This window comes from Herbaspirillum rubrisubalbicans (assembly GCF_003719195.1).
Lineage (GTDB): Bacteria > Pseudomonadota > Gammaproteobacteria > Burkholderiales > Burkholderiaceae_D > Herbaspirillum > Herbaspirillum rubrisubalbicans.
On the sequence record NZ_CP024996.1, the window covers coordinates 117,659 to 130,494 of the forward strand.

At 61.1% G+C, this 12,836-nt stretch carries 11 protein-coding genes and 4 tRNA genes; all 15 read left to right on the forward strand.

The genetic code is table 11. From position 1 onward, the window contains the following. The first annotated feature begins 10 nt into the window (after positions 1 to 10). On the forward strand, positions 11 to 349 hold the full coding sequence (locus RC54_RS00485) for a P-II family nitrogen regulator (protein WP_006713297.1): 339 nt from the start codon (positions 11 to 13) through the stop codon (positions 347 to 349). A gap of 15 nt (positions 350 to 364) precedes the next feature. Next, positions 365 to 1,900 carry an ammonium transporter gene (locus tag RC54_RS00490; RefSeq protein ID WP_058893861.1) on the forward strand — a complete coding sequence of 512 codons (1,536 nt, stop codon included), beginning with the start codon at positions 365 to 367 and terminating at the stop codon, positions 1,898 to 1,900. A gap of 403 nt (positions 1,901 to 2,303) precedes the next feature. Further along, positions 2,304 to 3,602: a glutamate--cysteine ligase gene (gene gshA / locus RC54_RS00495; RefSeq protein ID WP_017452642.1), complete on the forward strand. Its 1,299-nt coding sequence runs from the start codon at positions 2,304 to 2,306 to the stop codon at positions 3,600 to 3,602. A 43-nt stretch (positions 3,603 to 3,645) separates the two neighbouring features. Continuing rightward, on the forward strand, positions 3,646 to 4,614 hold the full coding sequence (gene gshB / locus RC54_RS00500; RefSeq protein WP_058893862.1) for a glutathione synthase: 969 nt from the start codon (positions 3,646 to 3,648) through the stop codon (positions 4,612 to 4,614). Positions 4,615 to 4,679: 65 nt separating this feature from the next. Continuing rightward, positions 4,680 to 5,090: a PTS sugar transporter subunit IIA gene (locus tag RC54_RS00505; protein ID WP_171426925.1), complete on the forward strand. Its 411-nt coding sequence runs from the start codon at positions 4,680 to 4,682 to the stop codon at positions 5,088 to 5,090. A gap of 73 nt (positions 5,091 to 5,163) precedes the next feature. Next, the gene (locus RC54_RS00510) at positions 5,164 to 5,433 is read left to right on the forward strand and encodes an HPr family phosphocarrier protein (RefSeq protein WP_017452639.1); all 270 of its coding nucleotides are present in this window, start codon (positions 5,164 to 5,166) and stop codon (positions 5,431 to 5,433) included. A 240-nt stretch (positions 5,434 to 5,673) separates the two neighbouring features. Further along, positions 5,674 to 7,464, forward strand: coding sequence for a phosphoenolpyruvate--protein phosphotransferase (gene ptsP, locus RC54_RS00515; RefSeq protein ID WP_017452638.1), 1,791 nt, complete (start codon positions 5,674 to 5,676; stop codon positions 7,462 to 7,464). Between the two features lie 315 nt (positions 7,465 to 7,779). Further along, positions 7,780 to 8,919 (forward strand): homoserine O-succinyltransferase MetX, encoded by a 1,140-nt coding sequence (gene metX / locus RC54_RS00520; RefSeq protein ID WP_061789860.1) that lies wholly within the window; start codon positions 7,780 to 7,782, stop codon positions 8,917 to 8,919. After that, positions 8,916 to 9,518: a methionine biosynthesis protein MetW gene (gene metW / locus RC54_RS00525; protein WP_061789859.1), complete on the forward strand. Its 603-nt coding sequence runs from the start codon at positions 8,916 to 8,918 to the stop codon at positions 9,516 to 9,518. The genes metX and metW overlap by 4 nt, the downstream gene beginning before the upstream one ends. Positions 9,519 to 9,638: 120 nt before the next feature. After that, a complete protein-coding gene (locus RC54_RS00530; protein WP_061789858.1) occupies positions 9,639 to 10,901 on the forward strand; it encodes an AmpG family muropeptide MFS transporter in 1,263 nt (420 codons plus the stop codon). 129 nt (positions 10,902 to 11,030) lie between these two features. Further along, positions 11,031 to 11,116, forward strand: a tRNA-Tyr gene (locus RC54_RS00535). A gap of 80 nt (positions 11,117 to 11,196) precedes the next feature. After that, a tRNA-Gly gene (locus tag RC54_RS00540) sits at positions 11,197 to 11,270 on the forward strand. A 46-nt stretch (positions 11,271 to 11,316) separates the two neighbouring features. Next, positions 11,317 to 11,391, forward strand: a tRNA-Thr gene (locus tag RC54_RS00545). Positions 11,392 to 11,471: 80 nt separating this feature from the next. Further along, the gene (gene tuf, locus RC54_RS00550) at positions 11,472 to 12,662 is read left to right on the forward strand and encodes an elongation factor Tu (RefSeq protein WP_034312043.1); all 1,191 of its coding nucleotides are present in this window, start codon (positions 11,472 to 11,474) and stop codon (positions 12,660 to 12,662) included. A 73-nt stretch (positions 12,663 to 12,735) separates the two neighbouring features. Next, positions 12,736 to 12,811 (forward strand) — tRNA-Trp (locus RC54_RS00555). The last annotated feature ends 25 nt before the right edge of the window (positions 12,812 to 12,836 follow it).

The window sequence follows — 12,836 nt, forward strand, 5'->3', positions numbered from 1 at the left end:
AGAGGTTCGTATGAAACTGATCACTGCGATCATCAAACCGTTCAAGCTGGACGAGGTGCGTGAAGCCCTCTCCGCGATCGGTGTGCAAGGCATCACCGTGACCGAAGTCAAGGGCTTCGGTCGTCAGAAAGGCCATACCGAGCTGTATCGCGGGGCCGAGTATGTGGTCGATTTCCTGCCCAAGACCAAGATCGAGGCCGCGGTGGACGACGCCATCGTCGAGCGCGCCCTGGAAGCCATTGAGACCGCCGCACGCACCGGCAAGATCGGCGACGGCAAGATCTTCGTCCAGGATCTGCTGGATGTGATCCGTATCCGTACCGGCGAAACCGGCAAAGACGCTCTGTAAAAAAGGGGAACTCTAATGAGCATGAAGAAAATGTTTTCCGGCGTGCTGGCCATTGGCGCGCTGTTGTTGGCGGTAGGTTTTACCGCTCCGGCCCAGGCGCAGGACGCGCCCAAGCCTGAAGCTGCAGCGGCCGCCGCCGCTGCCCCGGCCGCTGCCGCTCCGGCCGCGCCCAAGGCTGACGCCGCCGCCCCTGCTGCGGCTGCCCCGGCCGCTCCGGCTGCTGCTGCGGCCGCACCGGCGCCGGTGCCCAACAAGGGCGACACCGCCTGGATGCTGATCTCGACCGCCTTCGTCATCCTGATGACGCTGCCGGGCCTGGGCCTGTTCTACGGCGGCCTGGTGCGCAGCAAGAACATGCTGTCGGTGCTGATGCAGTGCTTCGTGATCTTCTCGCTGATCTACATCCTGTGGTTCGTCTACGGCTACAGCATCGCCTTCACCGAGGGCAACGCCTTCTTCGGTGGCTTCGACCGCCTGTTCCTGCACGGTCTGACCGGTGACTCCAACACCGGCACCTTCAGCAAGGGCGTGGTCATTCCTGAACTGTCCTTCGTCGCCTTCCAAGGTGCGTTCGCCGCCATCACCGTGGCGCTGATCATCGGTTCCTTCGCTGAACGTGTGAAGTTCTCGGCCGTGATCCTGTTCTCGATCCTGTGGTTCACCTTCTCCTACCTGCCGATGGCCCACATGGTCTGGTTCTGGCCGGGTCCGGACGCCTTCACCGACGCTGCTGCCGCTGAAAAGGCGACCGCCATCTCGGGCTGGCTGTTCCAGAAGGGCGCGCTGGACTTCGCTGGCGGTACCGTGGTGCACATCAACGCCGCTATCGCTGGCCTGGTCGGTTCCTATGTGATCGGCAAGCGTATCGGTTTCGGCAAGGAAGCCTTCAAGCCGCATAGCCTGACCCTGACCATGGTCGGTGCCTCGCTGCTGTGGTTCGGCTGGTTCGGCTTCAACGCCGGCTCGGCCCTGGAAGCCAACGGCAGCGCTGCCCTGGCCTTCGTCAACACCATCCTGGCAACTGCCGCCGCCGTGTTGTCCTGGAGCTTCGGCGAATGGATCGGCAAGGGCAAGCCCTCCATGCTGGGCGCCGCTTCCGGTGCGGTCGCTGGCCTGGTGGCCATCACCCCGGCGGCTGGTTTCGTGGGCGTCATCGGCGCCGTGGTCATGGGCCTGATCGCTGGTCTGCTGTGCCTGTGGGGCGTGAGCGGTCTGAAGAAGATCCTGGGTTCGGACGATGCGCTGGACGTGTTTGGCGTGCACGGCGTGGGCGGCATCCTGGGTGCCCTGTTGACCGGCGTGTTCGCAGCTCCCAGCCTGGGCGGCACCGGTATCTATGACTACGTGGCCAACGCTGTGGCACCGGATTACTCCATCGGCGGCCAGGTCTGGATCCAGTTCCAGGGCGTGCTGACCACCGTGATCCTGTCGGGTGTGGTCTCCTTCATCGCCTACAAGATCGTGGATGTCGTCATCGGCCTGCGTGTGACCGAGGAAGAAGAACGCGAAGGCCTGGATATCTCCAGCCACGGCGAATCGGCTTACCACTAAGCATCTGTCGTACTGAGTCTGCAGTATTCCTTCGGGGCTGGAAACGGCCTCTTTATAAGGCGCCTTCGGGCGCCTTTTTTCATGTTGGTGCGCGATACAGTGAATATCTCGACAATTGCCCGAATGCAATATGTCTCTTTTAAGCCATTTTCTTCACGCAATCAGTTTTCCAGATGCATTGCCGGGTCGACACGCCAACAATTCCCGACTATTTGACTCGGACTCTTTAAAATGCCCGCATCATCGCCATCTGAACACTCCCGACCACGCCTTTGCAGCGACCGTGGGCGGCTCCGGCTTTGCTGAAATGGCAACAGTGGCGTCTAGTGCGTCGCAACACGGTTTCAGGAATCCGCTAAAATCGATCCTCGCTGCCGGCATTTACATTTAGTTAAGGTCTTTTATGGTCCCGCATCTTGTCACCGCTCTCAATGGTCCTCTGCTGGAGCTGGAGAAGAAAATCCTGGGCGCCACGCCGGCCATCGAACGCTGGTTCCGCATGGAGTGGCAGGAGCATACGCCGCCCTTCTATTGCTCGGTCGACCTGCGCAATGCCGGTTTCAAGCTGGCGCCGGTCGATACCAACCTGTTCCCCGGCGGCTTCAACAATCTTTCGCCGGAAATGCTGCCGCTGGCGGTGCAAGCGGCCATGGCGGCCATCGAAAAGTACTGCCCGGATGCGCGCAACCTGTTGCTGATCCCGGAAAACCAGCCCGGCAATACCTTCTACCTGCAAAATATCGGCCGTCTGATGCAGATCTTCCGCCAGACCGGTCTGAACGTGCGTCTGGGGACGCTGGCGCCGGGCGCCACCAAGCCGCAGCAGATCGAACTGCCCGATGGCACCCACATCACGCTGGAACCGCTGGAGCGCTCGGCCAATGGCCGCCGCCTGGGCCTGAAGAACTTCGACCCCTGTACCGTGCTGCTCAACAATGACCTGTCCAGTGGCGTCCCTTCGGTGCTGGAAGGGCTATATGAACAAAGCGTCCTGCCGCCGCTGCACGCGGGCTGGGCGCTGCGCCGCAAGAGCAATCACTTTGCCGCCTATGATGAGGTAGTGAAGAAATTTTCCAAGATGGTCGAGGTCGACCCGTGGATGCTCAATCCGCTCTTCACCAAGGTCAGCAATATCGACTTCCAGGACAACACTGGTACCGATGCGCTGGCCGATAGCGTCTCTTCGCTGCTGTCGAAGATCCGCAAGAAGTACAAGGAATACGGTATCAAGGAGCAGCCCTTCGTCTTCATCAAGGCCAATGCCGGCACCTATGGCATGGGCATTATGACGGTCAAGGATGCCAGCGAGATCAAGGACCTCAACCGCAAGCAGCGCAGCGGCATGTTGGCCGGCAAGGAAGGGCTGGAGGTGTCGGAGGTGATCGTGCAGGAAGGCGTGCACTCCTTCGAGCGCATCAACCAGGCCGTGGCCGAGCCGGTGGTCTACATGATCGACCGTTACGTGGTGGGCGGCTTCTACCGCGTGCACGCCGACCGTGGCGTCAATGAAAACCTCAATGCGCCCGGCGCGCATTTCGTGCCGCTGGCCTTTGCCCAGCAGCACGCCTTGCCGGACATGCACGCCAAGCCGGGTACGGCCGCGCCCAACCGTTTCTACATGTATGGCGTGGTGGCGCGACTGGCGCTGCTGGCGGCCTCGGTGGAGATGGAAAAGACCGATCCCAACCCGGAAGTCTATTAACCAATTCGCGGCCCCACGCCAGGCTCAACAGGACCCAAGCCTCATGAAAATCGCTTTCCTCGCCGATCCGCTCGATACGTTCAAGACGTACAAGGATTCCACCTTTGCCATGATGCGCGAGTGCGCCCGTCGCGGTCACAGCCTGTATGCCTTCGAACAGGCTGACCTGGTGCTGGAGAGCGGCCTGGTCACGGCCAATGCCCGCAAGCTGACGCTGACCGGAGACGCCGAGAACTGGTATCGGGCCGACAAGGCGGCATCGAGCTTCCTGTCCGAATTCGATGCGGTGATCGTGCGCAAGGATCCGCCCTTCGACATGGAATACATCTACACCACCTACCTGCTGGAGCTGGCCGAAAAGCAGGGCGCGCGGGTGTTCAACAAGCCGGCGGCGATCCGCAGTCACAACGAGAAGCTGGCCATCGCCCAGTTCCCGCAGTACACCGCGCCCACGCTGGTCACGCGCGACGACAAGCGCTTGCGCGCCTTCCATGCCGAACACCAGGACGTGATCCTGAAACCCCTGGACGGCATGGGCGGCATGGGCATCTTCCGGGTCAAGGCCGATGGCATGAACCTGGGCTCCATCATCGAAACCCTGACCGACAACGGTCAACGCACGATCATGGCGCAACGTTTCATTCCCCAGATCAGCGCCGGCGACAAGCGTATCCTCCTGATCGGCGGCAAGGTGGTGCCCAACGTGCTGGCACGCATTCCGCAGGGTAACGAGGTGCGCGGCAACCTGGCCGCAGGCGGTCTGGGTAAAGCTCAGCCGGCCTCGGCAAGGGATATCGAGATCGGCGAGGCACTGGGGCCGATCCTGTATGAACGTGGTTTGCTGCTGGTAGGATTGGACGCCATTGGCGACTATCTCACCGAGATCAACGTCACCAGCCCGACCTGCTTCCAGGAAATCACCCAGCAGACCGGGTTCGATGTGGCGGCGATGTTCGTGGACGCGCTGGAGACGGCAGCAGGAGCAAGTGCAACAACAGCGTCGGTCGGATAATGGGATCGACAGAGCATGACGGGCTGCTCGGGGAAAAGCGCGTCGCAACAGATGGCAACAATTCCATGGTCGGTATTCTTCTCTTGACGCACGCCCCGCTGGGGCAAGCCTTCGTGGCCGCCGCCACCCATGTCTTCCGTGGCCGGCCTGAACGGATGGAGGCGATCGACGTGATCGCCGATCAGAACCCGGCCGAAGTGCAAAAACTGGCCATCGAGGCGGTCGAACGCCTCGACGATGGCAGCGGTGTACTGGTCATCACCGATGTCATGGGCGGCACGCCCTCCAACTGTACGGGCTTCCTGTGCGGTTTGGGCAATGTCCAGGTGATCGCCGGTATCAGCCTGCCCATGCTGTTGCGGGCGCTGACCTATCGCAACGATACGCTGGACGTGGTGGTTGAAATGGCGCTGGCCGGGGGCCAGAATGGTGCAGTGCGGATCGACAATCGCATCCGCGTGGCCGCTTCGGCCTGAGGGTGAGTGCGGGCTGTCGCGTTGCCACATGGTTTCCCACGCCGCGCCAACAAGATAAAAACGAAAGCTGAAAATGATTCAAAAAGAACTCGAGATCGTCAACAAGCTCGGCCTGCACGCGCGTGCCTCCGCCAAGTTCACCCAGCTCGCCGGCAAGTTCAAGAGCGAAGTCTGGCTGACCTTCAACAAGCGCCGCGTCAATGCCAAGTCCATCATGGGCGTGATGATGCTGGCCGCCGGCAAAGGTAGCCTGGTGACCCTGGAAACCAATGGCGCCGATGAGCAGGAATGCTTCACCGCGCTGGAGGCCCTGATTGCCGACAAGTTCGGCGAAGGGCAGTAATCTTCCCTGACCGCGCTGGCGGTATTGCGCCGCAACATCGCGGCGCGGCTGGAATGCTTCTTGCGGTGTAAGGATGATCACGCAGATATTGCGTGACATGAAACAATGTTCACCCTAGCTGCCTGTTTCGCCGAGATTTGTCTCTCGCAATTGCCAAATTGCTGTTTGTTAGGTAATTTGCTCCAGGCTACCGCGCGCTGAAGCACGGCGGACTATAAGAAAACAGGCAGGAGATACGCGATGGCTTCATTCAGCTTACATGGAATCGCGGTGTCGCAAGGCATCGCCATCGGACGCGCCCACTTGATGGCGCCGGCCGCACTGGACGTCAAACATTACCTGATCGCCGCGCCCCAGGTGGAGGCCGAGGTGGCGCGCTTGAAGAGCGCCGTCAAGGCGGTGCACCAGGAGTTGCACACCATCCGCACCGAATTGCCCAAGGATGCCCCGCCCGAGCTGGGGGCTTTCATCGACGTGCATTCGCTGATCCTGTCGGACCCGCTGTTGGCCGAGGTGCCGCAGGACATCATCCGCCATCGCTACTACAACGCCGAATGGGCGCTGGTGACCCAGATCGAGGAATTGTCGGCCCAGTTCGACGACATCGAAGATCCCTACCTGCGCGAGCGCAAGGCCGATATCCAGCAGGTGGGCGAACGCATCCTCAAGGTCTTGACCGGCAGCGCCGGCCATCTGCCGCCGACCGGCGAAGCCGCCGCCAACATCATCGTGGTGGCGCACGACATCTCGCCAGCCGACATGCTGCAGTTCCGCGAGAGCGCCTTTGCCGGCTTCGTGACCGACCTGGGCGGCCCCAATTCGCATACCGCCATCGTCGCCCGCAGCCTGGCCATTCCGGCCGCGGTGGGGATGCATAACGCTTCCGTGCTGGTCAAGCACGATGATGTGCTCATCATCGATGGCGATGCCGGCGTGGTCATCGTCGATCCTTCGCCGCTGGTGCTGGCGCAGTATCGGGCGCGGCAGGAAAGGCTGCTGCGTGAACGGAAGAAGCTTTCACGTCTGAAGAAGACCCCGGCCATCACCCAGGATGGCGAACCGATCACGCTCCTGGCCAATATCGAGTTGCCCAACGACGCCGCGCCGGCCTTCGAAGCGGGAGCCATGGGCATCGGCCTGTTCCGCTCCGAATTCCTGTTCATGGGGCGTGCCGGGCACCTGGAGAAATTCCCCAGCGAGGATGAGCAGTTCGAGTCCTACAAGCAGGCCGTCATTGCCATGAAGGGCCGGGTGGTGACCATCCGCACGCTCGACGTGGGGGCCGACAAGCCTCTGGATGCGGATGAGGAAACTGCGCTCAACCCGGCCCTGGGCCTGCGTGCGATCCGCTATTGCTTGTCCGAGCCGCAGATGTTCCTCACGCAATTGCGCGCCATCCTGCGCGCTTCGGCCTATGGGCCCATCAAGCTCCTGGTGCCGATGATGGCGCACGCCTTCGAGATCGACCAGACGCTGTCCATGATCGAGCAGGCCAAGCAGCAACTGCGGGATCGCAAGCAGAAGTTCGATGAGGATATCCCGATCGGCGCCATGATCGAGATCCCGGCCGCGGCCCTGGCGCTGCCGCTGTTCATCAAGCGCCTGGACTTCCTCTCCATCGGCACCAATGACCTGATCCAGTACACCCTGGCCATCGACCGCGTGGACCACGAGGTGGCGCATCTCTACGATCCGCTGCATCCGGCGGTGCTGTTCCTGCTGTCGACCGTGATTTCGCAGGGCCGCAAGGCCGGCATTCCGGTATCGGTATGCGGCGAAATGGCGGGCGACCTGAAGTGGACGCGACTGCTGCTGGGGATGGGTTTGCTGGAGTTTTCCATGCATCCCTCGCAGATCCTGTCGGTGAAAAACGAGATCTTGAACAGCGACCTGCGCCTTCTGGAGCCGCAGGTCAAGAAGGTGCTGCGCGCCACCGAACCTGCCGCCATCAACGCGGCCATGGCGCAGTTGCAGGCGCTGCAGGCCGAAGCGGTCGAGCTCGATACCAAGATCGCGGCGCGTCGCCGCTGAAGCCGCACCTGCGGGCAGGGCCGTTTGACGGGTCTGCCCGACTTGGGTATTCTTACACCACTGCGCCGATTTGAACGGTTTGACCAACTTCAGCTTGCGGGCGCCGGGATCCTGATCCCATCTAAATGCGGCTAAAGCGAGCTTGGATCTGCTGTTCTTCCCAAGACGTAGCCCCATCGATGAGTGAGCCCGCAAGCACTGCTTCCGGGCTTTTTTGTTGCCCGCGCACGAGACTGGCCACCCGCCCGGCGAAGCGACCGCCAGTGCCGCCCCGTCAAAGGCCGCCTGGCGCCGAGTCACTTACGCAGAACAATCATGTCGATCGGAATCGTATCGCCCCAGGTCATGCAGTTCGCCGAGCCGCTGCCGCTGCAAAGCGGCGCTTCGCTGGCGCACTACTCGCTGACCTATGAAACCTACGGCACGCTGAATGCCGACAAATCCAATGCCGTGCTGGTGTGCCACGCGCTCAATGCCTCTCATCACGTGGCCGGCGTCTATGCCGACGACCCGGACAACGTGGGCTGGTGGGACAACATGGTCGGTCCCGGCAAGTCGCTGGACACCGATCGCTTCTTCGTCATTGGGGTAAATAACCTGGGCTCCTGTTTCGGCTCCACCGGCCCGATGCATCCCAACCCGGCCACCGGCCAGCCCTACGGCGCCGATTTTCCGGTGGTGACGGTGGAAGACTGGGTCAATGCCCAGGCCCGTCTGGCGGACCGGCTCGGCATCGATTGCTTTGCCGCCGTCATGGGCGGGTCATTGGGCGGGATGCAGGCGCTGGCCTGGAGCATGATGTATCCAGATCGTCTGCGCCACTGCCTGGTGATCGCTTCCACGCCCAAGCTGTCGGCCCAGAACATCGCCTTCAACGACGTGGCGCGCCAAGCCATCCTGACCGATCCGCAATACCACGGTGGTGACTTCTATGCGCATGGCGTGGTGCCCAAGAATGGCTTGCGGGTGGCGCGCATGGTGGGTCACATCACCTATCTGTCGGATGACGACATGGCCGAGAAATTCGGCCGTGACCTGCGCTCGGGGCAGTATCAGTTCGGCTATGGGGTGGATTTCGAGATCGAATCCTACCTGCGCTACCAGGGCGACAAGTTCTCCACCTACTTCGACGCCAACACCTACCTGCTCATCACCAAGGCGCTGGATTACTTCGACCCGGCGCGCGAATTCGGCGGTGATCTGGCCAAGGCCTTCGCGCGCACCCGGGCCAAGTTCCTGCTGGTGTCCTTCACCACCGACTGGCGCTTCTCGCCCGAACGCAGCCGCGAGATGGTCCAGGCGCTGGTGGCCAACAAGCGCCGCGTGAGCTATGCCGAAATCGACGCCCCGCACGGGCATGACGCGTTTCTGCTGGACGATGCGCGCTACATGAAGGTGGTGCGCGAGTACTACGCCAGCATCTGGAATGAACTGCAGCAGGAGGGCCGCGCATGACTTTCGAACAATTGAGCGCACTGCGCCCCGACCTGGCCTTCATCGCCCACTGGGTGCGCGAGAAGTCGCAGGTGCTGGACCTGGGCTGCGGCGATGGGGTGATGCTGGATTACCTGCAAAGCGACAAGGGCTGCTCGGGCTATGGGGTGGAGATCGACGATGCCCAGATCCCCAAGTGCGTGGCGCGCAATGTCTCGGTGATCCAGCAGGACTTGAACGGTGGCCTGGCCATGTTCGAGGACAATGCCTTCGATACCGTGCTGTGCCTGTCGGCGCTGCAGATGGTCAAGGATGTGGAGGGGACGCTGCGCGAGATCGCCCGGGTCGGGCGCGAGGTGACGGTGTCCTTCCCCAACTTTGCCTACTGGCCGCACCGCGTGGCGCTCTTGCGCGGGCGCATGCCGGTGTCCAGGAGCCTGCCGTACCAGTGGTATGATACGCCGAACCTGCGCTGCGCCACGATTCGGGACTTCGAGGCGCTGGCCAACGAGCTGGGGTTGGAAGTGCTGGAATGCGTGGCCTTGAAGGACGGCAAACCGGTGCGCTGCCTGCCCAACTGGCGTGGCAGCCTGGCGGTGTTCAGGCTGCGCAAGAAATAAGCACAACGCTTCAAAGCAAAAAGCTTCACCATGCTTTGCCCACGCCGGTCTGGCAGCGCCTAATCGCTTGCCACCGGCGTTTTTTCTTTCATATCCTGCCTTTTCCGAGCCGACCCGCCCATGACCGCACCTGCCGCTTCCTGGCAACAATACCTGAACCGGCGCATGTTGATCTGCGTCTTTCTCGGCTTTACTTCCGGCCTGCCGCTGTTCATCCTCCTGAGCCTGTTGCAGGCCTGGCTGGCCAAGTCGGGGCTCAATGTGAAGACCCTGGGACTGTTTGCGCTGGTGATGTTCCCCTATACCTGGAAATTCCTCTGGTCGCCCTTGATGGACCGCTTCCACTTCGGCAGCATGGGGCGGCGGCGCGGCTGGATGGTCTTCACGCAGTTACTGCTGTTTGTTGCCATCGGCGGCATGGGGATGCTCGATCCGCTCACCGATGTGAGCACCATCGCCTTCATGGCCTCGGTGGTGGCCTTCCTCTCGGCCAGCCAGGACATCGCCATCGATGCCTACCGCCGCGAAATCCTGCCCGAAGCCGAGCTGGGCCTGGGCAGCGCCATCCACGTCAATGCCTACAAGCTCTCCGGCATGGTGCCCGGCGCCTTGTCGCTGGTGCTGGCCGACCAGATGCCCTGGCCGACCGTGTTCTGGATCACCGCGGCCTTCATGCTGCCGGGGCTGCTGTGCTCGCTGGTGGTCAAGGAACCCAAGGTCTATGGCAGCCCGCCCAAGAACCTCTACGAGGCGGTGGTGCTGCCGTTCCGCGAATTCATCGCCCGTGGCGGCTGGCGCAATGCGTTGTGGGTGCTGGGCTTCATCTTCCTCTACAAGCTGGGCGACAGCATGGCCACCGCCCTGGCCACCAAGTTCTACATCGATCTGGGCTTTTCGATGACCGAGATCGGCGTGGTCTCCAAGACCACCAGCCTGTGGGCCAGCGTGGCCGGCGGCATCATCGGCGGCATCTGGATGGTGCGGCTGGGCATCAATCGCGGCCTGTGGGTGTTCGGCGTGTTGCAGGCCATCCCCATCCTGGGCTTTGCCTGGCTGGCCCATGTCGGCACCAGCCTGCCGGTGCTGGCCACGGTAATCGGGGTGGAAGCCTTTGGCGTGGGGTTGGGCACCACCGCCTTCGTGGCCTACATCATGCGCGAGACCGATCCGCGCTACACCGCCACGCAGTTCGCGTTGTTCACCAGTTTGATGGCCGTACCCCGGACTTTTGTCAATTCTTCGGTCGGATATATCGTCGCCGAGACCGGTTGGTTAAATTTTTTTCTGATTTGCTTCGTTCTGGCCTTGCCTGGAATGCTGATGTTGCCTAGAATTGCGCCCTGGAATGAAAAGCCGGTTGAGTCGCAGACACAAAAAGCCTGAAGATTCGAAAAAACGTCGCGGGTCGTTCCTCTGAGCAACATCCGGCAGTTGATAAAAATATTTTGCCTCTTCGCGAAAATTTAGTTGACAGTCCAAAGATGTTCCTCTATAGTTTTGAGTTCCCTGCACGGAGAGGTGGCCGAGTGGTTAATGGCAGCAGACTGTAAATCTGCCCTCTTACGAGTACGCTGGTTCGAATCCAGCCCTCTCCACCATTAGGCCGGGAGTCAAAGCAGTTCTGCAGTACATACGCGATCGAAAGACGCGGCGGTTGTGAAGTGAAGGTTGTTTCCTCGCGGGTGTAGCTCAATGGTAGAGCTGAAGCCTTCCAAGCTTAAGACGAGGGTTCGATTCCCTTCACCCGCTCCAAGTTTTGGTCCGGTTGCATGTTTGGTTGTTGTGCAGTCGGAAAAATGCCCTTGTAGCTCAGTGGTAGAGCACTCCCTTGGTAAGGGAGAGGCCACGTGTTCAATCCACGTCAAGGGCACCAGTTTCTCGTCGTATCGCTGACAAGTCAGTAATCAGTCGGGCGTGTTGCCTGGACATTCTCATCAAATTTAGGAGTCTAAGATGGCAAAAGGCAAGTTTGAACGGACCAAGCCGCACGTGAACGTCGGCACCATCGGTCACGTTGACCACGGCAAGACCACCCTGACCGCTGCAATCGCAACCGTTCTGTCGAAGAAGTTCGGCGGCGAAGCGAAGGCCTACGACCAGATCGACGCAGCGCCTGAAGAAAAGGCCCGCGGCATCACCATCAACACCGCGCACGTCGAATACGAAACCGCGAACCGTCACTACGCGCACGTTGACTGCCCAGGCCACGCCGACTATGTGAAGAACATGATCACCGGCGCAGCCCAGATGGACGGCGCGATCCTGGTGTGCTCGGCCGCTGACGGCCCGATGCCCCAGACCCGCGAACACATCCTGCTGTCGCGCCAAGTTGGCGTTCCTTACATCATCGTCTTCCTGAACAAGGCTGACATGGTGGATGACGAAGAGCTGCTGGAACTGGTGGAAATGGAAGTCCGTGAACTGCTGTCGAAGTACGAGTTCCCTGGCGACGACCTGCCCATCGTGAAGGGTTCGGCCAAGCTGGCGCTGGAAGGCGACACCGGTCCCCTGGGAGAGCAAGCCATCATGGCCCTGGCAGAAGCCCTGGACACCTACATCCCGACCCCGGAACGTGCCGTTGACGGTACCTTCCTGATGCCGGTGGAAGACGTGTTCTCGATCTCCGGCCGTGGCACCGTGGTGACCGGTCGCGTTGAGCGCGGCATCATCAAGGTCGGCGAAGAAATCGAAATCGTCGGTATCGCTGACACCCAGAAGACCACCTGCACCGGCGTGGAAATGTTCCGCAAGCTGCTGGACCAAGGTCAAGCTGGCGACAACGTTGGCGTGCTTCTGCGTGGCACCAAGCGTGAAGACGTGCAGCGTGGTCAGGTTCTGGCCAAGCCGGGTTCGATCAAGCCGCACAAGCACTTCACCGGCGAGATCTATGTTCTGTCGAAGGATGAAGGCGGCCGTCACACCCCGTTCTTCAACAACTACCGTCCGCAGTTCTACTTCCGTACCACCGACGTGACCGGTGCGATCGAACTGCCGAAGGACAAGGAAATGGTCATGCCGGGCGACAACGTGTCGATCACCGTGCAACTGATCAACCCGATCGCTATGGAAGAAGGTCTGCGCTTCGCTATCCGTGAAGGCGGTCGTACCGTCGGCGCCGGCGTGGTTGCCAAGATCTTCGACTAAGATCAAGCTGTAAAACACTTTGCCGCGGTGCGTAATGTATCGCGGCATTCGTGTCTCAATCGCGAGTTTTTGTAGGGGCGTAGCTCAATTGGCAGAGCGTCGGTCTCCAAAACCGAAGGTTGGGGGTTCGATGCCCTCCGCCCCTGCCACCGAATCTGGTGCAGGGTACTGAAA

Excerpts from the sequence above, each read along its gene's own strand:
- metX (WP_061789860.1), top strand. The coding sequence starts at position 7,780 with ATGTCGATCGGAATCGTATCGCCCCAGGTCATGCAGTTCGCCGAGCCG.
- ptsP (WP_017452638.1), top strand. The coding sequence starts at position 5,674 with ATGGCTTCATTCAGCTTACATGGAATCGCGGTGTCGCAAGGCATCGCC.
- RC54_RS00490 (WP_058893861.1), top strand. The coding sequence starts at position 365 with ATGAGCATGAAGAAAATGTTTTCCGGCGTGCTGGCCATTGGCGCGCTG.
- RC54_RS00485 (WP_006713297.1), top strand. The coding sequence starts at position 11 with ATGAAACTGATCACTGCGATCATCAAACCGTTCAAGCTGGACGAGGTG.
- RC54_RS00510 (WP_017452639.1), top strand. The coding sequence starts at position 5,164 with ATGATTCAAAAAGAACTCGAGATCGTCAACAAGCTCGGCCTGCACGCG.
- metW (WP_061789859.1), top strand. The coding sequence starts at position 8,916 with ATGACTTTCGAACAATTGAGCGCACTGCGCCCCGACCTGGCCTTCATC.
- RC54_RS00530 (WP_061789858.1), top strand. The coding sequence starts at position 9,639 with ATGACCGCACCTGCCGCTTCCTGGCAACAATACCTGAACCGGCGCATG.
- tuf (WP_034312043.1), top strand. The coding sequence starts at position 11,472 with ATGGCAAAAGGCAAGTTTGAACGGACCAAGCCGCACGTGAACGTCGGC.
- gshA (WP_017452642.1), top strand. The coding sequence starts at position 2,304 with ATGGTCCCGCATCTTGTCACCGCTCTCAATGGTCCTCTGCTGGAGCTG.
- gshB (WP_058893862.1), top strand. The coding sequence starts at position 3,646 with ATGAAAATCGCTTTCCTCGCCGATCCGCTCGATACGTTCAAGACGTAC.
- RC54_RS00505 (WP_171426925.1), top strand. The coding sequence starts at position 4,680 with ATGGTCGGTATTCTTCTCTTGACGCACGCCCCGCTGGGGCAAGCCTTC.